Genomic DNA, 22,971 nt, shown 5'->3' with positions numbered 1-22,971 from the left:
AGACACGCCTGACGTGAAGGCCACCCTGGCCGCGGTACCCGCGGTTAAGGTGGCCTTCACCGCATACGTCGAGGTCAACAGGGGGGAGGGCAGGGGTTTGGAGCAGAGCGAAGCAGAGGGCATGGACCTCTCGCTGCACGAGACGGTCGACGACTGGGCCGCGATGAGAGCCAGGTCGGTGCGATTCGCGTCGATCACGGTGACCGAGAGCTTGAACTGGACCGACGACACCGCTGTCCGCCAGCTCGGCGACGCGCTGCGCGCAGGTGTGCACGCGGGGATCCGCCACTACGCCAGGGCCGGTGCCGTGCAGGACCAGGCCAGGCACTTCGTGCGCACGGGCATGCCGCTCGGGGCGTTCGCCCCCGGCGCACTCGCACCCACCCTGGACGTCGGAGCCGACGGCATCGACGACCGCTTCATCAAGGCGTGGATCAAGGCCGTGCGCAGCGCGTCCGGCGTCCGGCGGGTTCTGGTCTACGCCACCTACGAGGACTGGCTGCACCGCTTCCGGCCCGACAAGTGGGCCGACAGCGAGGTGGTGCTGTGGCTCGTGCGGCACAACGGCATCCCGGGCAGGCCCGGCTGGTTCCACTCGCGCCTCGGCCTGCACCAGCACAGCGCGGGACGACCGCACGGGGCCGACGCGCTCGTCTACCCGTTCACGCTGGCCGACGTTCTGCTGTAGCGGGTTCGAGCCTGCTGCTCATGAGGAAGACGTTGTAGGGCCCCCACTGCGAGACGAGGTAGTAGAGGTCGGCGCCCTCCAGTGACCACGGGTGCAGGTACCCGCCGTACACCGCGGGGAACTCGTGGCTCGACACCAGGACCTCGCCGTGTGTCCACGGGCCCGTGAGCCGCTCGGCCGCCCGCAGCACGATGCCCTTGCGCTCCACGTCGAGGTGCATCATCAGCCAGCAGTCGAGCCCTCGGTGGTAGCCGACCGACATCTCCCCGACCGGCCCGGGGAACACGGGTGCCGCCGCGCGTTCGTGACGCGCCCAGCCCGTGCCGTCCCAATACTCGTAGGCGCGGGTGTGGAGCAGGTCGCGCGGCTGGGCCCGCGCGAGGTAGGCGTCACCGCGCCTGCCGTTGGTGGTGCCGAAGAGATAGACGTGCCTGCCCGCCCTGGCGAAGGCGCCGAGCTGGAACCGGCTGCCGCCGCGCAGGTTGCCCCAGCGGGCCGTGCGCGGCTTCTCCCACGTCCGCCCGCCGTCGGCGGAGACGGCGACGCCCGCGTGGTTGGTGCGCCACAGCCCTGGCGGCCCCCACTTCCGCACGGACATGTAGTGGACGTAGTGCGTGCCCTCGACCGAGATGCCCCCGTTGGGGATCACGGTCACCTCCTTGCCCCTGCCGGAGGCGATCACCTGGCAGGCACCGCCGCCGTCGCGCTCCACCACGCCGTCCAGCGGCAGGCCGGAGGTCAGCTCGGACGTGGTCGAGAAGGCGAGCACGTTGCGCCGCCAGTCCGCGGAGCCGGGGCCGGCGCCGTTGCCGCACCAGCCCTCGCCGTAGGTGTCGCCGAAGAGCACGAACACCCTGCCGTCGCCGCCGTCCCACATGATGCCGAGGTCGGTGGCGACGATTCCGAACCGCTCGGCGGTCCGGTTGTCCGAATCGGCGCCGGTCACCTTGGCAACTCGTGTCGTTTCAGTCACCCGGAACATCGGTTCCGACGGTACTGGCGACGACAATGTCCGGCATGCGGTTGATGCGGTCGGTGGTTCGCTCGAACACCACCCCAGAGGACGCACTGTTGCTCCTCGAACAGCGGGCGGTCCGGCTGGACCTGCCGGGACCCGCCGCGTTGGCCGGTGACTGGTTCGGTTCGTGCGCGGTGCTGGTGCCGAGCCTGCGCACCCAGACCTTCACCGGCCTGGGCGAGGCGCTGGCCGTGCCCGCGCGGCAGCCGGTCGTGCACGACGCGCCCGCCGACGCCGTGGGTGGTGGCTGGTTCGGCTATCTGTCCTACGACCTGGCCGATCCCTCGCAGCGGCGCGGGGCGCTGCCCGCCGCCGCGTGGGGCTGGGCCGACCACGTGCTGCGACTCGACGCCGGTGGACGCTGGTGGTTCGAGGCGCTCGTGCCCGAGGGCGAGCAGGGCCCCGTCGCGCTGGCGGCCGAGCTCGCCGACCTGCTCGGCCGGACACCGCCCACGCCCGCGTGGACCCCGACGGAGCTCGTCCACCCGCCCGCCGCCGAGCACGCCGCAGCCGTGCGGGCGTGCATCGAGTCGATCGCGCGGGGCGAGCTCTTCCAGGCCAACATCTGCAGCCGCTTCACCGGGACGTTCGACGGCGCTCCCGCGGCCCTGTTCGCCGAGGGCGTGCGCATGCTGCGGCCCACCCGCGGCGCGTACCTGGGCGGGCCGTGGGGCTCGCTCGTCTCGATGTCGCCCGAACTCTTCCTCGCCAGGTCGAACGGCCGCGTGCGCTCGACGCCCATCAAGGGCACCCGCCCCCGCAGGGGACCCGAGGACGACCGGCTGGCCCGGCTGCTCAGGGAGTCGGTCAAGGACGTCGCCGAGAACGTGATGATCACCGATCTCGTGCGCAACGACCTCGGCCGAGTGTGCGAGGTGGGCAGCGTGCGCGTGCCCGAGCTGCTCGCCGTACGCGCGGCGCCCGGGGTGTGGCACCTGGACTCGACCGTCGAGGGCGTGCTCGCCACGGGGCGCGACGACGCCGACCTCCTGCACGCGACCTTCCCGCCGGGGTCGGTCACCGGTGCGCCGAAGATCCGCGCGCTCGACGAGATCGCCCTGCTGGAGCAGGCGCCCCGCGGCGTCTACACCGGCGCGATCGGGCTGGCCTCCCCCGTCGCGGGGCTGGAGCTCAGCGTCGCCATCCGCACCTTCGAGATCCACGACGGCATCGTGGAGCTGGGCGTCGGCGGCGGCATCACGGCCGACTCCGACCCCCAGGCCGAATGGGAGGAGTGTCTGCACAAGGCCGCCCCGCTCGAGCAGCTGCTCGGCACGCCACCCGCTCAGGTCGTGTCGCGGCGCGCCGCGAGCACGGCGTCGTAGAGCTCCTTCTTCGACACCCCGGTTGCCGCGGCGACCTCGGCGGCCACCGCCTTGAGCCGCTCACCCGCCTCGGCACGCTCGGCGACCTCGCCGACCAGGTCGTGCACGCTGACCTCGGCAGGCTCCGCCCCCGCGAGCACGACGGTGATCTCGCCCCTCACGTCGACGGCCCACTCGGCCAGCTCGGCGAGGGTGCCCCTGCGGACCTCCTCGTAGGTCTTGGTCAGCTCGCGGCACACGGCGGCTCGCCTGCTCCCGCCCAGCGCCTCGACGGCGTCCTCGAGCGTCGTGGCCAGTCGGCGCGGTGACTCGAAGAACACGGTGGTGCGCGGCTCCCTGGCCAGCGTGGCCAGCCACTTGGCCCGCTCACCCGGCTTGCGGGGCGCGAAGCCCTCGAAGCAGAACCGGTCGGGAGCGATGCCGGACAGCGCCAGCGCGGTCGTGACCGCCGAGGGACCTGGCAGGCACGTCACCGGCAGGTCCTCGGCCGCGCACGCGGCGACGAGCCGGTAGCCGGGGTCCGACACGCTCGGCATTCCGGCGTCGGTGACCAGCAGCACGGTCTCGCCCTCGCGCACGGCGTCGAGCAGCCGGGGCAGGCGGGCGGTCTCGACGTCCTCGTAGAAGCTCACCACCCGCCCCGGGGTCTCGACCCCGAGCGCGGTGGCCAGAGAGCGCAGCCGCCGGGTGTCTTCGGCTGCGATGACGTCGGCCTCGGCGAGAGCCGTGGTCAGGCGGGGTGAGGCGTCGCGGGAGTCGCCCAGCGGCGTCCCTGCCAGTACGAGAGGCACGCCCCGAGGCTAATCTCCGGCTTCACGCCGCCGCCCGTAGGATCGTGGCTCGTGACCGCACTCCTCACGCGCACCCCGGGCGGCGCGGGCCCCGAACAGGGGCGGACGCGGCGGCCACCGAGCGACCGCGAGGCCACCCTGCTGGGCAGGCCGATGCCGACCGACCGGATGCGCGCGCTCGTCATCACCGTGGTGCTCACCGTCATCGGCGGCATCGTGCGGCTGCAGAACCTGGGCTTCCCCACTGACAAGGGCACCCCGGTCTTCGACGAGAAGCACTACGTGCCTCAGGCGTGGCAGATGCTGCGCAACGGCGGCTACGAGGACAACTACGGCTACGAGCTGGTGGTGCACCCGCCGCTGGCCAAGCAGCTGATCGCCGTCGGTGAGTGGCTGTTCGGCTACAACGGCTGGGGCTGGCGGTTCAGCGCCGCCATCGCTGGCACGGTCGTCATCCTGCTCACCATCCGCGTCGCACGGCGGCTGACCCGTTCGACGCTGCTCGGCGCGATCGCGGGCATCCTCGTGATCTGTGACGGCATGCTGCACCTGCAGTCGCGGATGGGGATGCTCGACATCTTCATCGCGGTGTTCGTGCTGGCTGCGTTCGCGTGCCTGCTGCGCGACCGCGACCAGGTGCGCGAGCGGCTCGCCCAGGCCGTGCGCGAGGGCTGGGCCGACGAGTCACCGTTCGGCCCGAGACTGGGGTTTCGCTGGTGGCGCTTCGCGACCGGCGTGATGCTGGGCCTGGCCACGGCCGTGAAGTGGTCGGGCATGTACTGGGTGCTCGCGTTCGGCCTGCTCTGCATCGCCTTCGACGTCGCGGCCCGCAAGGCCGCGGGAGTGCGGCGGCCGTGGATGGGCATGGTCCGGCGCGACCTCGCTCCCGCGCTGTGGGGCATCGGCGTGATCGCGGTGCTCGTGTACCTCAGCAGCTGGTGGGCGTGGTTCGCGAGCGAGACGGCGACCGACCGCAACTACGTCGAGATCCAGAACGAGGCGGGCGGACCCTTCGGGTTCATCCCTGGGGCACTGCGGTCGCTGGTGTCCTACACCTTCAACGTCCTCGACTTCCACGAGAGCCTCGCGACGCCCGACGGCGATCCGCACCCGTGGGAGTCGAAGCCCTGGACGTGGCCGATGGGGCTGCGTCCGATGCTCTACTACTACAACTCGGGCGGCGGTGGCGCTGCCGGCGGCTGCGGCGAGTCCGAGTGCGTGCGCGCCACGATGCTCGTGGGCACGCCCGCGCTGTGGTGGCTGTCGCTGCCCGTGCTGGGCTGGGGTCTGTGGCGCTCGATCTTCCGTTCGGACTGGCGCTACGCCGCCGTGCTGGTGGGCTACTTCGCGGGCCTGCTGCCGTGGTTCGTGAACCTCGACCGGCAGATGTACTACTTCTACGCCACGCCGATGGCCCCGTTCCTGGTGCTGGGGCTGACGCTCGTGCTGGGCCAGGTTCTCGGCAGAGCCAGATCCGGATTCGAGCGACGCGGCACGGGGCTGCTCGTGGTGGCGCTCTACACCGGCCTCGTGGTGGCGAACTTCGTGTGGCTGTGGCCGATCCTCAACGGCGACTCGATCACCACCGAACGCTGGCAAGCCGAACTCTGGCTCCCCTCCTGGCGCTGACCCTGATGTGACCCGACCGCGGTGAAGGGCACCTTTACTGCATTGAACGCAGTAAAGGTGCCCTTCACCGCACGGTGGCCGGGTCCTGTGCGGTCACTGCACTCGGGGGACCACGCGGGTCACCGGGCCCTCCGGCGAGGTGCCCGAACGCGCGAGCCAGCCCTCCACCTCACGGCGCACGGCGTTGAGCGTCGGCCGGTTGCGCGGCTGCGGGTCGAGCGAGGCCATGAGCAGCCTGGCGTGCACGCTCTGCCTCGGCAGCTGGCTCGGCGGCTCCGCCCGCGCCGCGGCCATGAGCGCCGCCATCGGCGTCTCACGCGTACCGCGGGGCGGGTAGCCGGACAGGGCGAAGCTGACCGTCGCGGCGAGCTGCCACGCGTCCGAGGCCGGGCTGGCCTGCGCGCCCGCGGCCGTGTCCGGGGACGTGTAGTCGGGCGTGCCGATCATCATCCCGGTGGCCGTGAGCTTGGCGTCGCCCTTGCTGCGGGCGATGCCGAAGTCGATGAGGTGCGGGATGCCGCCAGGGTCGACGATCACGTTGGACGGCTTCATGTCGCGGTGCAGCACGCCCTTGTCGTGGGCGGCCGACAGCGCGCTCGCCAGCGTCGCCCAGAGCTTGCCCGCGGAGACGTCGTCGAGCGGCCCCGACCCGTCCACGGCGTCGGCCAGCGACTGGCCCTCGAGGTACTCCATCACCAGCGCGAGGCCGTCGTGTTCCTCGACAAGGTCGTACACGCGGACGCAGTTCGGGTGGTTGACCAGCGCGAGCGCCCGCGCCTCCCGCTGCATGCGCTCCTCGGTGTCGCGGTCCGGCGCGTGCGCGATCTTGAGCGCGACGGTGCGGCCGAGCTGTGTGTCCTGGGCCTGCCACACCGTGCCGAACCCGCCGTGGCCGAGCCTGCGGATGCGCTTGAACCGGCCGTTGCCCTCGCCGGTGCCCGGCATCGGGCCCGGCACCGCCGCGAGCGCGCCCGCCGCCTCCGGCGACGGCGCCACCGAGGTCGGCGGGTACTGCTTCGGCGGCGGCTTCGGCTCCTCGGCCGGCGGCACGTACGGCGGCGGCTGCTGCCGGGCCGGGGGCTCCGGCGGCCGCTTCGGCTCCGGCGGACGGTCGGAGTTCTGGATCACCGACCAGCTCGGTGGCCCGACGAGCGCCACCGGGATCACGCCGAGCACCGTGACCGGCAGGAACCCCAGCCACAGGTGCACCGCCGTGTTGGCCTCGACACCGACACTGAACAGGACGAACGCGACGAACGAGACCCACAGCAGCCTGCCCGGCCACTTCGGGCCCCTGCGCAGCGCGACCCGGCCCAGCAGCATCACGGCGAACAGGGCCAGGATCGGCAGGCCGACGAGTCCGCCCAGGTAGTAGCCGTAGGCCAGGACCGAGTCGGACGGGTAGAAGAGCGTCTCGTAGACGTTCTGGCCGCCGCCGAGGTACTCGCTCTGCACGCCCACGAAGCAGTACTCGCGGCCCATCGTGTCCAGCTCGGACGCGGAGAGCCCGCCGCTGCCGCCCGCGAAGACGTCGCGGTAGATCGACGAGATGCCGGTGGACAGCAGCCACGGCAGGAACAGCATGAAGATCACGCCGATGCCGGCGATGGCGAACAGCGCAGGTCCGCTGTAGCGGTTGCCGGTGAACTTGCGGACGATCGCGACGAGCATGGCGCCCGCGACCGGGGCCAACGCGATCAACGCGCCGGCCATGCTCGTCGCCCACACCCAGTCCCCCGGGCAAAAACCCGGTTGGAACAAATTGTGCGCTAGCGAAAGCAACCAGCTAGCGATCGAATCCACCCTCGCTCCTCGCCCGTTCGGCTCTGTCCGCCCCAGAGTATGTCGAGTCCTCCACCGAAGGACGCAGGTGGTGTGTGCCGGGTTCACTGGGTGCACACATCGCGTCGACGTTCTACGGTCACTGGCACGGACTCGACGACGAGGAGGCAGCCATTATGGGCGCGTATGCCGACACGTACCGGCGCAGTCTCGACGATCCGGAGGGTTTCTGGCTGGAGGCTGCCCAGGCCATCGACTGGGTCCGCGAGCCGGCCCGCGCGCTGGACGCCAGCGACGCCCCGCTGTACCGCTGGTTTCCCGACGGCGAGCTCAACACCGCCTACAACGCCCTCGACCGGCATGTCGAGCGAGGCAGGGCCGACCAGCCCGCGCTGATCTGGGACTCGCCGGTCACCGGCTCCCAGCGCACCTACACCTACGCCGAGCTGCGCGACGAGGTGGCGCGGTTCGCGGGCGTGCTGACGTCACTGGGAGTGACCAGAGGCGACCGGGTGATCATCTACCTGCCGATGGTGCCCGAAGCGGCGATCGCCATGCTCGGCTGCGCGCGGATCGGCGCCGTGCACTCGGTGGTCTTCGGCGGCTTCGCCCCGAAGGAACTGGCCGCGCGGGTCGAGGACGCCAAGCCGAAGGTGATCGTGGCGGCCTCGTGCGGCATCGAACCGACCCGCGTCGTCGAGTACAAGCCGATCATCGACGAGGCGCTGGCCGCGACGGAGCACCAGCCGGACCGGGTCGTGGTGCTCCAGCGCGACGCCGCGCGTGCCGAGCTGCGCGAACGCGACGCCGACTGGGCGGAGCTCATGGCCGCGGCCTCCCCCGTCGACCCCGTTCCGGTCGCGGCGACCGACCCGCTCTACATCCTCTACACCTCCGGCACCACGGGTAAGCCGAAGGGCGTCGTGCGCGACACCGGCGGGCACGCGGTGGCGCTCGCCTGGTCGATGGGCGCGGTCTACGACATCGCGCCGGGAGACGTGTGGTGGACGGCCTCCGACGTCGGCTGGGTCGTCGGGCACTCCTACATCGTCTACGCGCCGCTGCTGATCGGCGCCACGACCGTGCTCTACGAGGGCAAACCCGTCGGCACACCCGACGCGGGCGCGTTCTGGCGGGTCATCGCCGAGCACCGCGTCAAGGCCCTGTTCACGGCGCCGACGGCATTGCGCGCGGTCAAGCGCGTCGACCCGGAGGCCAAGGAGATCGCCCACTACGACCTGAGCGAGTTCGGCACGCTGTTCATGGCGGGCGAACGGTTGGACCCGGAGACCTACCACTGGGCGCACGACAGCCTTGACGTGCCGGTGATCGACCACTGGTGGCAGACCGAGACCGGCTGGCCGATCGCGGCGAACCCGCGCGGCCTGGAGCCGATGCCGGTGAAGCCGGGCTCGGCGACCTTGCCCGTACCGGGCTGGGACGTGCGGATCCTCGGCCAGGACGGCGAGGACCTGCCCGCGGGCAAGGAGGGTGCAATCGCGATCAGGCTGCCCCTTCCCCCCGGCGCGCTGCCGACGCTGTGGGGCGACGACGCGCGCTACGTCGAGGCCTACCTCTCGCGCTACGAGGGCCACTACCTCACCGGCGACTCCGGCTACCGCGACGAGGACGGCTATCTGTTCGTGATGGGCCGCACCGACGACGTGATCAACGTGGCGGGACACCGGCTGTCGACGGGCTCGATGGAGGCGGTGCTCGCGGCACACCCGGCGGTGGCCGAATGCGCGGTGATCGGTGTGCACGACGAGCTCAAGGGCCAGCTGCCGCGCGGTTTCGTGGTGCTCAAGGCGGGTGCGGACATCCCGGAGGACCAGCTGCGGCAGGAACTGGTGGCGGCGGTGCGAGCCGACATCGGCCCGGTCGCGGCGTTCCGCGACGTCTCGGTCGTTGAGGCGCTGCCGAAGACGCGCTCGGGCAAGATCCTGCGCAAGACCATGCGCGGCATCGCCGACGGCCGTGACGAACCGGTGCCCTCGACGATCGAGGACCCGACGGTGCTCACCGCCCTGCGCACGATCCTGCGTCCGGAGTAGAGCGTCCCCTACGCGAGTGACGTGCGGCTTTCGCCCCCAAAACCGCTCGCACACCGTCGTCGTGCAACTACGATCGGTGGGACCAACCGCTGCATGGGGGAGCTGTGGGTCTTCGAGGGGCAAGCGACCGGGTGCGGGTGTTGACGGCCGCAGAGGTGGGTGAGCACGCTCCTGAGGGAGTGCTGACGCTGACCACCGTCGGCGAACCGGGCGCACCGATCGAGCTGTGGGAACTGCACGACGGCACGCGTGTGGTCGTGACGTACTCAGCATTTCCGGTTCTGGCAGCGTCTGCTGGGCCTGCCCAGCCATTTCGATGGCTGACGGCCGCCGACCTGAAGCGAATCTGCGACGCGACCGACGCCCAGGCTGTTCTGGACCAGCCGCTACCCTGCCCACCGCGCCACCCGGAACCGGACGTCGCCGATCAGCCGGATCTACCGCTGCTGGACGACGCCGAACCGGAAGGGGACCTCGTGTACGTGCCATCGCGTCCGGCCAGGCCCGGCGACCAGACGATCAATCTGGAGCTGCAACGACACCGGAACAAGACGACGCTGCTGGCCTACACCTCGGCAGAGGCCATCAAGACCGGATGCGGGCCACACCAACCGTGGGTGGCGATCCCGGTTCGCGAACTCGGCACGGTGCTGACCGAGTCCGGCGCCGAGCAGGTTCTGCTCAACCCGGTTCTCTCGGAGGAGACCCGGCACGCGGTACCGGTGGTGGACTGGACTCGCAAGTCCCGGAGGGAGACGGAGTGGAATGCCTAGCGGCGACGGCTACCGGCACAACAGTGAGGCCCTGACCGCGATCAGCGACCACTGGCACGAGGGAGCCGAGTTGGTGGACGGCGCCGCGACCGCACCCGCCGACGCGCCGGACGCGGGCGCCTCCTCGTCCGTGGTCGGTGAGGCGATGGCGTCCCTGACCCGAGCGCTCGGCGCCGCCGCGACGGCGATGGACGACGCCGCGGAGAAGGTCCACGCCGCGAACGGCAGCTACGAGGACATCGAGAACACCAACGCGGGTGCCATCGCCGCGAGGGGTCGTTACGGCATGGGCCCCGGCCAACGGCTCCCCTCCGACGGCAAGGTCGATCCGGCACCGGGTTCGCTCCCGCCCCCGCCGATGGGCCCGGCGACACCGCCTAAGGGCCCCGGCGGACCTGGCTCGATGGACGACAACTAGGGGCCCGGCATGGGACAGGCGCTCAACACCACCGTCAACGGCAACAGTGGCACCTGTCGAGGAGCCGCCGACCACCTGGCGAACATGGCCGAGTCGGCGCACGCGGCGGCGGGACAGGCTCAGCAGGCCCGCACGACGGGCGAGTCGGACTGGATGGGACCGGCCCGCGACGCCCACGACGGGGCGACGAGGCAGTACGGCCCGGCGACCGACCGGCTCGGCGAGCAGGCCACGACCATCGAGCGAGCCCTGCGCGAGTTCTCCGACGAACTGGACGGCGTCATCCGCCGTATGGACGAGGCACTCGGCAAGGCGCGACGAGGCGGCCTGCAGGTCGAAGGTCCGTTCATCCTGGCGCCGGATCCCCCGCTGGAGCCGCAGGTGCTGCCGACCGGCCCGTGTGACAGCGCGCAGGCGAAGCAGGCGATGGCGGACAATAAAGTGGCGATCGAGGCCCACAACGCGGCCATCGCCGACTACAACGCGAAAGCCGCCACCTACAACGAGTGCAAGGCCATCGTCACCGACGCCCGCACCCGCGAAGGGAACGCGCACAGCACACTGCAGCAAGCAGTCAGCACAGCCAAGCCCGCTGACGATTACGTGAGCCTCGGTTTCACCACCGCGTCGCAAGCGCGCTCGTTCGTCGCGACGATGGAGAACAAGCGACTGGAGTACACCAACCTGGCACGCCGGTTCTCCACCACCGGAGACGCGTTCACCAACTTCGCCATGGGCAGGCTGCACCTGCTCCCACCGGATTTCGGCCGACAGCTCACGATGTCCTCGGCGGCGATGGGAGCCGGAGCGGACCACTACCAAGCAAAGGCGGACCAGTACAACAGGTGGATCAAATACGTGCCAGCGTCTGTGCGCAACGCCCTTTCCGCTTATCCCGGCAAAGGAGCGCTCTCCGACCTGGACCCCAGCGCAGGAAAGTTCATGGAGAACTCGCGAAGTGTCCTCAAAGGATTTTCCTACGCTGGCGGAGTTCTGACCGCCTGGAACGAGGCTTACGGAGCCATGAAGGGTGAACAGTCCTGGGGCAAAGCGATCACGGATACAGGATTGATCATCACTGGCGCGGCGGGCGGAAGCATGGCTGCAGGCGCAGCCTACGGGGCCATGGTCGGCTCCGTTGCCTCGCCGCTCGGCTCATTGGTCGTGGGAATCGCGGGCGGCACGCTCGGCGCCATAGGCGGCCAATGGGTCGCCGATATGCTCCATCCCGAATAGCGAGTGGGGGGCTGACACGAATGGCCGAAAGAGCGCCGGGCGACGACGGCCTGCCTCCACGTCCCGACCCGCGGACCGGAAAGCCGTTCCCGCCACGCGCCCCTGGCTACACCGGCAACAAGAGCGGATCTGAGGACGATCCGCTCCGCGACATCCACGATCCGCGTAAGCCTAAACCACCGTCGGGCATGGGACCGACTTTGGTCTGGTGGCGCGGCAGCTCCAAAGCAGGGATCGTGCGGTACGTGGTGTCGCTGGGCCTTCTGCTCGGGGGCATGGCAGTCCTGACCCTTCTCCAGGACGGCGACCTGGGTTTTCTCAATGCTCGGTTCTGGCCGCTGTGGCTAATTCCGATCGTCGGCGCATATCTGATGTCCAATCCGTTCAACATCGACACCGTCTCCGCCGGGGCCGACTGGGTGCAGTGGTCACGTAGTCGGCTGCGCCGAACCAACCACCTCAAGACCTACGAGCTCACCAAGATCCGCACCAGCTACGGCGGCGGCGACCTCTACCTCGACCTCTACGACGACGAGCGCGGCATGAGTCGCACCTTCGCCGAATGGCATCGCGACCGGCGCATCTGGGACCTCGTCTACAACGGCATCGTCCACTCCGTCGCGGGCGGCGCCGACATCCGGCCGCAGGACATCGGCGTCCTCAAACTCACCCACCACCCGGCGTTGCGCGCTCGGGCGCAACGAGACAAAAAGACCTGACCGGCACAAACGTCCACCGATCGGCGGATGTCTGAACCACTATTGGTCTATACCTTTTAGCGCACCCGATCCTTCCCCATCGGAGGTGCTCCGTGCGTCAACGAAGGACATTCATCGGCCTGCTCACCGCGACCGCGCTGTGCCTACCCGGCATTCCGGCCGCCGCCGCGCAGACCGCCGCCCCAGGACCGGAACGCCAGCTCAGTGACGTGATCCCGGCTCCGGCCCAGATCGCGCCGAACTCGAAGGCCGACTTCACCCTCGGTCCGCACACCACCATCCACACCCAGCTCGGATCGGCCGAGGCCGAGAGCGTCGGCACGTATCTCGCCGAGGTGTTGCGGCCCGCCACCGGCTTCGAACTGCCGGTCGACTCGTCCGCGAGGTCGAAGGGACCCGGCATCTCGCTACTGCTCGGCAAGGGCGGCGCCGACGTGGGCGAGCAGGGCTACCAGCTCGACGTCGCCAAGTCCGGGATCACCGTCAGGGCCGAGACACCCGAAGGGCTGTTCGCCGGCGTGCAGACGTTGCGCCAGCTGCTGCCCGCGCAGGTCGAGGCCGACCAGACCTTCTCGCGCACGTGGACCGTGCCCGGCGGCCGGATCGTCGACGAGCCCCGGTTCGAGTACCGCGGGGCCATGCTCGACCTGGCCCGGCACTTCCACGAGCCGGACGAGATCAAGTCCTACATCGACGAGATCGCCCAGTTCAAGATCAACCACCTGCACCTGCACCTCAGCGACGACCAGGGCTGGCGCATCGAGATCGAGAGCTGGCCGGAGCTGACCACCGTCGGCGGCGGACCGGGCACCGGGGTCGACGGAGAAGGGCCCGGCTTCCTGACCAAGGCCGAGTACTCCGACCTCGTCGCCTACGCCGAGTCGCGCTTCATCACGATCGTGCCCGAGATCGACATGCCAGGGCACACCAACGCGGCGCAGTCCACCTACGCCGAGCTGAACTGCGACGGCGTCGCGGTGCCGCCCCGCACCGACATCGAGGTCGGCTACTCCTCGCTCTGCATCGACTCCGAGGTCACGTACCGCTTCGCGGAGGACGTGATCCGCGAGGTCGCCGAGCTGACGCCCGGGCCGTACCTGCACATCGGCGGTGACGAGGCGCATGCGACCTCCGAGGAGGACTACCGCACGTTCATGGACCGGGTGCTGCCGCTCGTGGAGAAGTACGGCAAGCGGGCGTTCGGCTGGAACGAGGTGGCGCAGGCGGACCTGCCGACGTCGGTCGTGCCGCAGTACTGGTCCACCGAGACCGAGAACGCCGACGTCGCCGAGGCCGTCGCGAAGGGCAACCAGGTGATCATGTCGCCCGCGAACAAGACCTACCTCGACATGAAGTACGACGAGAGCACGCCGCTCGGCCTGCAGTGGGCCGGACTCATCGAGGTGCGCGACGCCTACGACTGGGACCCGGGCAACCACCTGCAGGGTGTCGGCGAGGAGTCGGTCTTCGGCGTGGAGGCGCCGCTGTGGTCGGAGACGCTGCGCACGCTCGACGACATCGAGTTCATGGCGTTCCCGAGGCTGCCCGCCATCGCCGAGATCGGGTGGTCGCCGCAGGAGGCCCGCGACTGGGAGTCCTTCTCGCAGCGGCTCGCCGAGCAGGGGCCGCGCTGGGAGGAGCGCGGCGTCAACTTCTACCGCTCGCCGCAGATCAACTGGCCCTGACTCTCCTGATCGCGCCCGGACCGTCTCACGCACGGTCCGGGCGCGATTCCGCTCCGTACAGCGACGTAGACACCGTCTACTCGGTTTGGTAGACATCGGCCACGAGCTGAACGGAACCTGTCGGAGAGTTGAATGAACTACCAACGCTTCGTGGCGATCGGCGATAGCTGCACCGAAGGCCTCGACGACCCTTACCCCGGCCGCACCCACTACCGGGGCTGGGCCGACCTGGTCGCCAGCCGTTTCGCTCTGGACCAGCCCGACTTCCGCTACGCCAACCTCGGCGTCCGTGGCAGGCGGCTCGACCAGATCGTCGTCGAGCAGATCCCGACGGCGAGCGACCTGCGGCCCGACATCGTCGCGCTCTTCGGCGGCGGCAACGACCTGATGATGACCAGGTCGTTCAGCTCCGACGTGGTCGCGGGCCGCGTCAGGGCCGCCACACGCCTGCTCTCCGACATCGCTCCCACGGTCGTGCTGTTCACGCTCAGCGACATCTCCAGCCGGATGCCGGTCGTGCGCAAAATGCGCTCGCGCATCGAGGCGTTCAACGACGCCGTGCGCGACGCCGCCGCCGACCATGGCGCCGTGCTGGTGGACCTGTGGCCCGACGAGGCGGCCCAGGACCTGCGCTACTTCGGTCCCGACCGGCTGCACCTCAGCGAACACGGCCACCGCAGGGTCGCCGCTCACCTGCTCGGCAAGCTGGACGTGCCGTTCGACGCCGACTGGCTGAGCCCGCTTCCGGGCGACCCGGCGGCTCCGAACCTGCTCGCCCACACCAAGTGGGTGTGGAGCACGGTGCTGCCCGCCTCGCGAACCCGCGTGGTCAACTACCTCACCGGCCGCTCCTCCGGCGACGGCTTCGTGCCGAAACGACCGGAACTGCTGCCGCTCACCGACGAACTGGGAACATGGTCGCCGATCCCAGGCAACGCCTGATCGAGAGCGCCACCGCTCTGCTCGCCGACGAGGGCGTCGAAGCCGTCACCCTCCGCCGGATCGCCCGCGAGGCCGGTGTGTCGCACGGCGCGCCGCTGCGCCATTTCACCGGCCGCTCCGCGCTGCTGTCCGCTGTCGCCACCACGGGTTTCGCCGAGCTGCGCGAGCGCACCGAGGTCGTCGCCTCCGCCGAGCCCCGGGAACGACTGCTCGCGATGTGCCGTGCCTACCTCGAGTTCGCCTTCGCCAACCCCGCGATGTTCGAGCTGATGTTCCGCCGCGATCTCGTCGACGCCGACGAACCGGAGCTGGCGAGCACCAACAGCGCCGTGTTCGAGCGCTTCAGCGAGCTCGTCGGCGAGACCCAGGCCGTCGGCTGGCGGCCCGGCACCGATGCGCGACTGCTCGCCGCGTCGCTGTGGGCGGCACTGCACGGACTGGCCGGGCTCTGGCTGTGGGGCGGCCTCGGCGACACGCTGGAGACGGACCAGGTGGACGCCGCGCTGGGCGTCACCCTGGAGACCTACCTCGGCTGAGTCCCGCCAGCACTTCGAGCAGCACCGCGCGCCAGTGCTCGCGCTGGCGCAGCCGCTCGTCGCCGTCGGCCAGCCATTCCTGGTGGAACCGCAGCACCGTCCGCCCGTCCGAGTCGGTCACCGTGACCTGCATCGTGGTGTCGTGGTCCCAGTCGCGCGGGCGCCACGTGAGCCGGAGCCGCTCGTTGTCGTGGAAGCTGCGCACCTCGCCCACCGTGCCCTCGGCCGTCTCGTACCGCGCCCCCTTCTCGGTACCGAGCCGCACACCCTCACCGAGCCAGACCGCGATCCCCTCGGCGCTGGTGAGATAGGCCCACACCGTCTCCACCGGATAGGGCACCGTCTTGGACACCCCGATCTGGAACCCCACGTCCTTCGTCTGGCCGACCACCACGGTCATCACTCCCCCTCGCCGGATGCGCACGATTGTGCCGCGGCCCACCGACAAAAACCGCTCACGCGAAATCGAGGTGCTCCTGGATCGCCGTCCACGCGGCGCGCACGTGGCGCGCCTCGGTCGTCGGCGCGCCGATCGCCATCCGCAACAGCACGTGCTCGCCGACCTTGGTGTGGCTCAGGTACAGCTCGCCGGAGTCGTTGAGCCGCTCCAGCAACGCGAGCGTCGCCGCGTTGGCGTCGACAGTGGACAGTCCGGGCCAGAGCGGACGAAAGCACACGAGCCCGAACGGATGGTGTTCGCGCAGCTCGAAGCGGGAGTCGGCGGCCACCAGCTCCGCGAACTCACCGGCCAGCGCGATGCCGCCACGCACGTGCTCACGCAGGCCACGCGCGCCGTAGTAGCGCAGCACCGACCACAGCTTCAGCGCGCGGAACCGCCGCCCCAGCGGGATCTGCCAGTCCCGGTAGTCGATCACCTCGCCCGACGAGCTCGCCGAGTTGCGCAGGTACTCGGGCAGGATCGACAGCGCCTCGATCATCGGCGCCCGGTCGGCGAGCCACAGCACGGAGCAGTCGAAGTTGGTGAGCAGCCACTTGTGCGGGTTGGTGACGTAGGAGTCGGCGTACTCCGCCACCCCGTCGTTGATCCAGCGCAGCTCGGGACAGACCGCCGAAACGCCCGCGTACGCGGCGTCGACGTGCAGCCACACGCCGCGAGCCCGGCACACCTCGCCGATGCGGCGCACCGGGTCGATCGCCGTGGTGGACGTGGTGCCGACGGTCGCGCACACCATCGCGGGCACCGCTCCGGCGGCGAGGTCCTCGGCGATGAGCCGGTCCAGCTGCCCGGGGTCGAGCTCGAGCGTGTGCTCGTCGACGTCCACCGCGCGCACGTCGCCGTCCGCGAGCCCCGCGATGCGGCCTGCCTTCTCCAGCGACGAGTGGGTCTGCGACGACACGTAAACCGTCCGGCGCTGTCCCTGCCCGCCCGCTCGCCGCAAAGCGGCCAGCATCGCAACCAGACTCGCGCTCGACGCCGTGTCCTGGATGACGCCGCCGCCGCGCGAGTCGGTGCGGAAGTGCGCAGGCAACCCCAGCAACTCGGCGAACCAGTCGACGACCAACGACTCCAGCTCCGTGCACGCGGGGCTGGTCGCCCACACCATGCCCTGCACGCCGAGCCCCGACGAGAGCAGATCGCCGAGCACGGCGGGGCCGCTGGCGTTGGCGGGGAAGTACGCGAAGAAGCTCGGGTGCTGCCAATGCGTGAGGCCGGGCAGGATCGCGCGGTCGAGGTCGGCCAGCACGGCGTCGAACGGCTCGCCCTCCTCGGGCGGGTGCTCGGGCAGCGCGGCGCGTACGTCGCCGGGCTTGGCCTGCGAGCGCACGGGCCGGGACTCGATCGAGGCAAGGTAGTCGGCGATCCAGTCCACCACCCGCTTGCCGTGTTCGCGGAACTCCTCGGGAGTCATGTGCCCGGCCATGCCGCGAGAGTAGCCCGCGTTCAGCTCACCTGAGGGCTGTTCGGTCGCCGCTGGTCAGTAGGATGGCTCGCATGTCACAGCCCGTAGCCAAGGTCTCCTTGACCGGCATCAAGCCGACCGGCGAGCCCCACCTGGGCAACCTGATCGGGGCGATCCGCCCGGCGCTGCAGCTGGCTGAGCAGTACGACTCGGTCTACTTCATCGCCGACTACCACGCGCTCACGACCGTGCGCGATCCCGAGCTGCTCCGGCACTACTCGCGCTCGGTGGCCGCGACGTGGGTGGCCGCGGGCCTCGACCCACGGCGGACGACGTTCTACGTGCAGTCCGACGTCCCCGAGATCTTCGAGCTCAACTGGGTGATGTCCTGCGTCACGGGCAAGGGCCTGATGAACAGGGCGCACGCGTACAAGGCCGCCCGCGACCGCAACGTCGAGGCGGGCGAGGAGCCGGACGCGGGCGTGAACATGGGCCTGTACAACTACCCGGTCCTCATGGCCGTCGACATCCTGATCATGGAGTCCGACGTCGTGCCGGTGGGCAGGGACCAGGTGCAGCACGTCGAGTACGCGGCCGACATCGCGGGCAGCTTCAACCACCTGTACGGCAAGTCGTACTCGTTCAAGATCCCGAAGGCGGTCGTCCCCGAGGTCGGCACCGGGCAGACACTGCCGGGCCTCGACGGCCGGAAGATGAGCAAGTCCTACGACAACACCATTCCGCTGTTCCTGCCCGAGAACAAGCTGAAGAAGCTCGTGCGGCGCATCCCGACCGACAGCACGCCGGTGGAGGACCCGAAGGACCCGGACGGCTCGCCGGTGTTCCAGATCCTCGAGCAGTTCGCGCCGCCGTCGGCCGCCGATGTCGTCGCCGACACCCGCAAGCGCCTCGAGCAGGGAGGCATGGGCTGGGGCGAGCTGAAGAACGTGCTGTTCGAGGTGCTCAACACCGAGCTCACGCCGCTGCGGGAGCGCTACGACGCACTGATGGAGCCGGGCAGCGAGCTGGACACGATGCTCGCCGAGGGCGCGGAGCAGGCGCGAGAGCGCGCGGGCCGGGTGCTCACGTCCGTGCGCAAGGCCGTCGGCATCAGCAAGTAACCCGGTTCCGACGTGGAGCCTCTGCACGAGGGCGAGCCGAGGCACGCCGGGCGTTATCGCCTGCTCGCCTCGCTCGGTTCCGGCGGCATGGGTCGGGTGCTGCTCGCGGTCGCGCCTGACGGCCGGTTCGCGGCGGTCAAGCGGATCCATCCCGGTTTCGCGCACAGTGAGGACTTCCGCGAGCGGTTCGCCCGCGAGGTCGAGGCGTCGCGGCTCGTGTCGGGCGCGTACACGGCCGCGGTCATGGACGCGGATCCGAACGCGGTGTCGCCGTGGCTGGCGTCGGTCTACGTGCCAGGCCCTTCGCTACGCGAGGCCGTCGCCGCGGCCGGGCCGTTCCCGGTCGAGTCGCTGCGCTACCTCGCCGCGGGCCTCGCGGCCGCGCTGGCCGACATCCACCGCGCGGGTCTCGTGCACCGGGATCTCAAGCCCAGCAACGTGATCCTCGCGGCCGACGGCCCTCGGGTGATCGACTTCGGCATCGCGAGGGCGACCGAGGGCAACTCGGAGCTGACCCGCACGGGCTCGGTCATCGGGTCGCCGGGCTTCATGTCACCGGAACAGGCCGAAGGGCGTCAGCTGACGCCGGCGAGCGACGTGTTCTCGGTCGGCGCGTTGCTCGCGCTGGCGGCGACGGGCCGGAGTCCGTTCGCGGGCGCGTCGACGCCGCAGATGCTCTACAACGTCGTGCACACCGAACCGGATCTGCGCGCGGTTCCCGCCGAGATTCTTTCGTTGCTCGAGCCGTGTCTGGCGAAGGACCCGGCAGACCGGCCGTCGCCGGAAGAGCTGCTGGACGCACTCGGCCCGGTGGCGCCGAGCGAACGGCCGTGGCCCGCGGCCGTGCACGAGCAGATCACCGCGCAGCAGGAGCAGGCCGTCGCCACACTGTCCGAACCGGACTCTGCGAAGCCTTCCCGGCTGCGGCCCGTGCTGGCGTTGCTCGCGGTGCTGGTGCTGCTCGGCGGCACCGTGCTGGCCGCCACGCTGCTCGACGTCAACGAGAAGCACGCGGGCACCGCGGTTCCTGCGGCGGCGGCCTCAGCGGCCTCGACCAGTACGGCGCCACCCGAGCCGCTGAGCGCGGCCGGGCTGCGATCGGTCGACCCGTGCCGGGTACTCGGCGACGGCATGACGCCGAAGATCGACGTGCACTTCTTCAGCTGCACCTACGAAACGTCCGAGCAGTACTGGTTCGACGTCGAGATCGGCGACCGCATCCCGTCGGATGTCACCGCGTCCGAGGAGATCGCCGGGCTACCCGCCGCGGTCGACGGGCCCGACTCGCGCGGCAACTGCACCGTGTACGCCCTGATCCCGGACCAGCCGACCCACGGGATCAGCGGAGCCGCCAAGCAGGGGCCGGGCGGCAGCGACCCGAACGCGTGCGACACGGCGCGGACCAGGCTCGGCGAAGCGATCACGACGATCCGCGACGGGAACGGTGACTGGCAGGACGCCGAGGGCACCCTCGCGACCGTCGACCCGTGCGAGCTCGCGGACGACGGCGAGGCGGGCGACATCTTCGGGCTGGTCACCGAGACCGTGCCGGACGGGCTGCACGGCTGCGAGTGGAGCGTCACGGGCACGGTCGACGTGAGCCTCGAACGCGCCGTCGCGCCCGGCAACGGCGGTCAGCCCGAGGTCTCGTTGCGGCTGGGCGACACCACGGTCCACGAGCAGCGCTACCCCGACGGCGGCAGCCCCGCGTGCGCGGTGCGGTGGTCGCACATTCCGGTCGAGGAGGGCTTCACCGAGGTGGTCGACGTGCACTACCGCGCGACCGGCAGCGGGTCCGATGTGAACACGGTCTGCGCCAAGACCCGGCGATTCGCCGAGACGATCATGCCGAGACTGCCGCGGACATGAGGCCGCTGAGACCCGACGAGGCCGCGCCGGTCGGCCGCTACCGTCCGCTGGCGGAGCTGGGCGTGGGCGGCATGGGCCGCGTCGTCCTCGCCGCGGGTCCGGACGGCCGCGTCGCCGCCGTGAAGCAGATCCACCAGGACTTCGCGCACGAACCGGGTTTCCGGGCGCGCTTCGCCCACGAGGTGGCGGTCTCCCGCCGCGTGTCCGGCGCCTACACCGCCGCCGTGCTGGACGCCGATCCCACAGCCGAGATCCCCTGGCTCGCGTCGGTGTTCGTGGCCGGACCGCCGCTGGACTCGGCGATCAAAGCAGCCGGACCATTGCCGGCGGACGCGCTGCGACAGCTGGCGATCGGCCTGGCGTCGGCGCTGGCCGACATCCACCGCGCCGGGCTGATCCACCGCGATCTCAAGCCTGGCAACGTGCTGCTCGCCGCCGACGGGCCGCGCGTGATCGACTTCGGGATCGCCCGCGCCGCGGAGGGTTCCGACCTCACGGGCACGGGCGCGGTGGTCGGCTCGCCGTCGTTCATGTCGCCGGAGCAGGCCGACGGCGCCCACCTGACGCCCGCGAGCGACGTGTTCTCGCTCGGCGTGCTGCTGGTGCTGGCCGCCACCGGGCGCAGTCCGTTCACCGGCGAGACCGCGCCACAGACGCTTTACAACATCGTGCACGACGAGCCCGACCTCTCCGCCGTGCCGCCGGAGATCCGCGCGCTGGCGGAGCCGTGTCTGGCCAAGGACCCGGCACGGCGGCCGACGCCCGCGCAGATCCTCGACCACCTCGGCTCAGCGACACCGGGGTTCGCGTGGCCGTTCGCGGTGCGGCAGCTGATCGAGCAGCAGGAGTCGGGAGTGCGGACCGTGCTGTCCTGGCCCGCCCCGCTGCCACCGCCCGCGCACCCGCCACCGCGACGGCGCGCGAAGGTGGTCGCGGCAGCGGCGGCCGGAGTGGCCGCACTCGCGGCGGCTGCGATCGTCGCGGTGAACCTCGGCAGCGCCGAGCCGGGGCAGGCGGAGCCGCAGGCGATGCGGCTACCGGTCGAGCAGGCGCTGAGTACGGAACGACTGCGCGGCATCGATCCCTGCGCCGTACTCGCCGACGGCTTCGACGGGCTGGGCTCGCTCGAACCCGAGGACTCGCTGTACCTCGACCGCTGCGACTACCGGCTGCCCGGCGGGGACTCGCTCGACCTCCACCTCGGTCAGGCCCTGACGGCGCCGGGCGCGCAGCCGGGCAGCACGCGGATCCAGGGACTCCCGGTGCTGCACAACGACCTGAGCGGCGGCTGCGAGGTGACCGTGCAGCTGCCCGACGATCCGAAGCTGGGCATCACCGTCGAGGACCGCGGCGAGCATGACTGCGACCGCGCCGAGGCCGCGCTGTCGGCGACCGTGGAGCGCCTGCGCACGGGTGCGGCCGTCTGGGACCTGCCGGACACCAGTGCGATTCCCCGCGATCCGTGCTCCTTTGTGGACGATTCCCGAGCGGGAGAGCTGCTCGGCGCGGTCACCGGCAAGGAGCTGACCGGACTGCGCACGTGCGAGTGGAGCTCGGGCGCCCTGATGCGGATGTCGGTGGAACAGTGGTTCCCCGACGCGGGCCCCGAGGAGGGCTTCGAGCCGGTGGAGCTCGATGGGGTCACCGGCTACCAGCGGGTGGTCGAAGGCGACACGTGCGCGCTCACGTGGACCCATCGCGGGATCGACGACGAACGCACCGAGCTCATCCGGCTCTTCCACACCTCTGCCCCGGACCGGCCGTGCGAGCGGGCGCAGGACTTCGCCAACGCGGTGATCAGCGAACTGCCGACGCCCTAACGCAGGGTCGGCAGTCCCGCGGCCAGCGCGGCGAGCGCACGCTTCAACGTGGGGGTGAACGGCAGGCACGCGGCTGCGAGGTCCGGGTTCTGCGCGTAGACCTCGACGAGCGTCGGCGGCGGGTTGGCCGCCGGGTAGAGCATGCTGGCGACCCCGGAGGCCATGGCGGCCAGGTCCCGGCTCTCCACGTCGGTCAGGTCCGGGCGCGCGGCGGCCACGGCCGCCCCGACCTCGGTGATGACGCCCAGCACCGTGCGTTTGAACTCGGCGGCGGCCGAGACGGAGACGTTGTGCTCGAGCGTGGTGGACGTGTGGCCGAGCAGGTCGCAGAACAACGGCCGCTCGGCGAGGGTCTCGGCCAGGGTGTCGATGACGTCGTCGCCGCTGCCGAGCCGCCGGGCGACCTCGTCGGCCCACTCCTGCCAGCACTCGGCGGCGAGCTCGAGGTAGATCTCTTCGCGGGTGCCGAAGTAGCGGACGACGTTGGACTTCGCGATTCCCACCGCCGCGGCGACGCTGCCGAGGCTCACGTTGCGAACCCCGGACTCGACGGCGAGGTCCCGCGCCGCCACGAGGATGGCGTCGCGTCGCTGCTGCTTGTGCTCCGGCCGCCTGGCCCGCACGAACGTCGACTCAGCCATAACCGGATCAGTATAGATCCCGATTTAACAGAACGCCGTCCTCTTGTTAGGTGAACGTCGTT

At 70.7% G+C, this 22,971-nt stretch carries 20 protein-coding genes; 14 read left to right on the top strand and 6 right to left on the bottom strand.

Annotated features, from left to right (window positions below; genetic code table 11):
• The first annotated feature begins 121 nt into the window (after window positions 1-121).
• Window positions 122-688 (top strand): GH25 family lysozyme, encoded by a 567-nt coding sequence (locus JHE00_RS14465; protein WP_200319271.1) that lies wholly within the window; start codon window positions 122-124, stop codon window positions 686-688.
• On the opposite strand, the gene JHE00_RS14460 is transcribed toward JHE00_RS14465, so the two are convergent.
• Window positions 663-1,670 carry a glycoside hydrolase family 183 protein gene (locus JHE00_RS14460; RefSeq protein WP_200318573.1) on the bottom strand — a complete coding sequence of 336 codons (1,008 nt, stop codon included), beginning with the start codon at window positions 1,668-1,670 and terminating at the stop codon, window positions 663-665. The two genes, JHE00_RS14465 and JHE00_RS14460, sit on opposite strands and share 26 nt — an antisense overlap.
• A 35-nt stretch (window positions 1,671-1,705) precedes the next feature.
• On the opposite strand from JHE00_RS14460, the gene JHE00_RS14455 reads away from it, so the two are divergent.
• On the top strand, window positions 1,706-3,031 hold the full coding sequence (locus tag JHE00_RS14455; protein ID WP_200318572.1) for an aminodeoxychorismate synthase component I: 1,326 nt from the start codon (window positions 1,706-1,708) through the stop codon (window positions 3,029-3,031).
• On the opposite strand, the gene rsmI is transcribed toward JHE00_RS14455, so the two are convergent.
• Window positions 2,992-3,822, bottom strand: a complete 831-nt coding sequence (rsmI, locus tag JHE00_RS14450) for a 16S rRNA (cytidine(1402)-2'-O)-methyltransferase (protein ID WP_200318571.1) — start codon at window positions 3,820-3,822, stop codon at window positions 2,992-2,994. The genes JHE00_RS14455 and rsmI overlap by 40 nt on opposite strands.
• A 51-nt stretch (window positions 3,823-3,873) precedes the next feature.
• Here rsmI and JHE00_RS14445 point away from each other — a divergent pair, with 51 nt between their 5' ends.
• A complete protein-coding gene (locus JHE00_RS14445; RefSeq protein WP_307831941.1) occupies window positions 3,874-5,451 on the top strand; it encodes a dolichyl-phosphate-mannose--protein mannosyltransferase in 1,578 nt (525 codons plus the stop codon).
• A gap of 93 nt (window positions 5,452-5,544) precedes the next feature.
• On the opposite strand, the gene JHE00_RS14440 is transcribed toward JHE00_RS14445, so the two are convergent.
• Window positions 5,545-7,254 (bottom strand): serine/threonine-protein kinase, encoded by a 1,710-nt coding sequence (locus JHE00_RS14440; RefSeq protein WP_200318570.1) that lies wholly within the window; start codon window positions 7,252-7,254, stop codon window positions 5,545-5,547.
• Window positions 7,255-7,409: 155 nt separating this feature from the next.
• Here JHE00_RS14440 and JHE00_RS14435 point away from each other — a divergent pair, with 155 nt between their 5' ends.
• The 8 genes from JHE00_RS14435 to JHE00_RS14400 all read left to right on the top strand — a co-directional run bounded on the left by JHE00_RS14435 (window position 7,410) and on the right by JHE00_RS14400 (window position 15,596).
• Window positions 7,410-9,287, top strand: a complete 1,878-nt coding sequence (locus JHE00_RS14435; protein WP_200319259.1) for a propionyl-CoA synthetase — start codon at window positions 7,410-7,412, stop codon at window positions 9,285-9,287.
• A 179-nt stretch (window positions 9,288-9,466) separates the two neighbouring features.
• Window positions 9,467-10,060, top strand: coding sequence for an SAV_915 family protein (locus JHE00_RS14430; RefSeq protein ID WP_200318569.1), 594 nt, complete (start codon window positions 9,467-9,469; stop codon window positions 10,058-10,060).
• Window positions 10,053-10,478: a hypothetical protein gene (locus tag JHE00_RS14425; RefSeq protein WP_200318568.1), complete on the top strand. Its 426-nt coding sequence runs from the start codon at window positions 10,053-10,055 to the stop codon at window positions 10,476-10,478. Before JHE00_RS14430 ends, JHE00_RS14425 begins: the two co-directional genes overlap by 8 nt.
• Window positions 10,479-10,487: 9 nt before the next feature.
• Window positions 10,488-11,714 (top strand): hypothetical protein, encoded by a 1,227-nt coding sequence (locus JHE00_RS14420; RefSeq protein ID WP_200318567.1) that lies wholly within the window; start codon window positions 10,488-10,490, stop codon window positions 11,712-11,714.
• Window positions 11,715-11,950: 236 nt separating this feature from the next.
• Window positions 11,951-12,433, top strand: a complete 483-nt coding sequence (locus tag JHE00_RS14415; RefSeq protein ID WP_200318566.1) for a hypothetical protein — start codon at window positions 11,951-11,953, stop codon at window positions 12,431-12,433.
• A gap of 92 nt (window positions 12,434-12,525) precedes the next feature.
• Window positions 12,526-14,118, top strand: a complete 1,593-nt coding sequence (locus JHE00_RS14410; protein ID WP_200318565.1) for a beta-N-acetylhexosaminidase — start codon at window positions 12,526-12,528, stop codon at window positions 14,116-14,118.
• A 132-nt stretch (window positions 14,119-14,250) separates the two neighbouring features.
• Complete coding sequence (locus JHE00_RS14405) at window positions 14,251-15,060, top strand: SGNH/GDSL hydrolase family protein (RefSeq protein ID WP_200318564.1); 810 nt, start codon at window positions 14,251-14,253, stop codon at window positions 15,058-15,060.
• Complete coding sequence (locus JHE00_RS14400) at window positions 15,033-15,596, top strand: TetR/AcrR family transcriptional regulator (RefSeq protein ID WP_200318563.1); 564 nt, start codon at window positions 15,033-15,035, stop codon at window positions 15,594-15,596. Before JHE00_RS14405 ends, JHE00_RS14400 begins: the two co-directional genes overlap by 28 nt.
• On the opposite strand, the gene JHE00_RS14395 is transcribed toward JHE00_RS14400, so the two are convergent.
• Window positions 15,571-15,996, bottom strand: a complete 426-nt coding sequence (locus JHE00_RS14395; RefSeq protein ID WP_200318562.1) for an SRPBCC family protein — start codon at window positions 15,994-15,996, stop codon at window positions 15,571-15,573. The genes JHE00_RS14400 and JHE00_RS14395 overlap by 26 nt on opposite strands.
• 55 nt (window positions 15,997-16,051) lie before the next feature.
• The gene (locus tag JHE00_RS14390) at window positions 16,052-17,467 is read right to left on the bottom strand and encodes a pyridoxal-dependent decarboxylase (RefSeq protein WP_200319257.1); all 1,416 of its coding nucleotides are present in this window, start codon (window positions 17,465-17,467) and stop codon (window positions 16,052-16,054) included.
• A gap of 83 nt (window positions 17,468-17,550) precedes the next feature.
• On the opposite strand from JHE00_RS14390, the gene JHE00_RS14385 reads away from it, so the two are divergent.
• The 3 genes from JHE00_RS14385 to JHE00_RS14375 are packed head-to-tail and all read left to right on the top strand — an operon-like array spanning window position 17,551 to window position 22,268.
• Entirely contained in the window at window positions 17,551-18,579 is a 1,029-nt protein-coding gene (locus tag JHE00_RS14385; RefSeq protein ID WP_200318561.1) for a tryptophan--tRNA ligase, read from the top strand.
• A gap of 12 nt (window positions 18,580-18,591) precedes the next feature.
• The gene (locus tag JHE00_RS14380; RefSeq protein ID WP_200318560.1) at window positions 18,592-20,448 is read left to right on the top strand and encodes a serine/threonine-protein kinase; all 1,857 of its coding nucleotides are present in this window, start codon (window positions 18,592-18,594) and stop codon (window positions 20,446-20,448) included.
• On the top strand, window positions 20,445-22,268 hold the full coding sequence (locus tag JHE00_RS14375) for a serine/threonine-protein kinase (RefSeq protein WP_200318559.1): 1,824 nt from the start codon (window positions 20,445-20,447) through the stop codon (window positions 22,266-22,268). The genes JHE00_RS14380 and JHE00_RS14375 overlap by 4 nt, the downstream gene beginning before the upstream one ends.
• On the opposite strand, the gene JHE00_RS14370 is transcribed toward JHE00_RS14375, so the two are convergent.
• A complete protein-coding gene (locus tag JHE00_RS14370) occupies window positions 22,265-22,909 on the bottom strand; it encodes a TetR/AcrR family transcriptional regulator (RefSeq protein WP_200318558.1) in 645 nt (214 codons plus the stop codon). The two genes, JHE00_RS14375 and JHE00_RS14370, sit on opposite strands and share 4 nt — an antisense overlap.
• Between the last annotated feature and the right edge of the window lie 62 nt (window positions 22,910-22,971).

This window comes from Prauserella cavernicola, from assembly GCF_016595675.1.
Taxonomy (GTDB): Bacteria; Actinomycetota; Actinomycetes; order Mycobacteriales; family Pseudonocardiaceae; genus Prauserella_A; species Prauserella_A cavernicola.
This window is presented reverse-complemented; position numbering and strand designations above follow the sequence as displayed.

What these genes read in the sequence shown, in the direction of transcription:
- JHE00_RS14405 (WP_200318564.1), top strand. Translation starts at nt 14,251, where the DNA reads ATGAACTACCAACGCTTCGTGGCGATCGGCGATAGCTGCACCGAAGGC.
- JHE00_RS14435 (WP_200319259.1), top strand. Translation starts at nt 7,410, where the DNA reads ATGGGCGCGTATGCCGACACGTACCGGCGCAGTCTCGACGATCCGGAG.
- JHE00_RS14465 (WP_200319271.1), top strand. Translation starts at nt 122, where the DNA reads ATGGACCTCTCGCTGCACGAGACGGTCGACGACTGGGCCGCGATGAGA.
- JHE00_RS14460 (WP_200318573.1), bottom strand. Translation starts at nt 1,670, where the DNA reads ATGTTCCGGGTGACTGAAACGACACGAGTTGCCAAGGTGACCGGCGCC.
- JHE00_RS14375 (WP_200318559.1), top strand. Translation starts at nt 20,445, where the DNA reads ATGAGGCCGCTGAGACCCGACGAGGCCGCGCCGGTCGGCCGCTACCGT.
- JHE00_RS14455 (WP_200318572.1), top strand. Translation starts at nt 1,706, where the DNA reads ATGCGGTTGATGCGGTCGGTGGTTCGCTCGAACACCACCCCAGAGGAC.
- JHE00_RS14420 (WP_200318567.1), top strand. Translation starts at nt 10,488, where the DNA reads ATGGGACAGGCGCTCAACACCACCGTCAACGGCAACAGTGGCACCTGT.
- JHE00_RS14385 (WP_200318561.1), top strand. Translation starts at nt 17,551, where the DNA reads ATGTCACAGCCCGTAGCCAAGGTCTCCTTGACCGGCATCAAGCCGACC.
- JHE00_RS14395 (WP_200318562.1), bottom strand. Translation starts at nt 15,996, where the DNA reads ATGACCGTGGTGGTCGGCCAGACGAAGGACGTGGGGTTCCAGATCGGG.
- JHE00_RS14370 (WP_200318558.1), bottom strand. Translation starts at nt 22,909, where the DNA reads ATGGCTGAGTCGACGTTCGTGCGGGCCAGGCGGCCGGAGCACAAGCAG.
- JHE00_RS14425 (WP_200318568.1), top strand. Translation starts at nt 10,053, where the DNA reads ATGCCTAGCGGCGACGGCTACCGGCACAACAGTGAGGCCCTGACCGCG.
- JHE00_RS14400 (WP_200318563.1), top strand. Translation starts at nt 15,033, where the DNA reads ATGGTCGCCGATCCCAGGCAACGCCTGATCGAGAGCGCCACCGCTCTG.
- JHE00_RS14390 (WP_200319257.1), bottom strand. Translation starts at nt 17,467, where the DNA reads ATGACTCCCGAGGAGTTCCGCGAACACGGCAAGCGGGTGGTGGACTGG.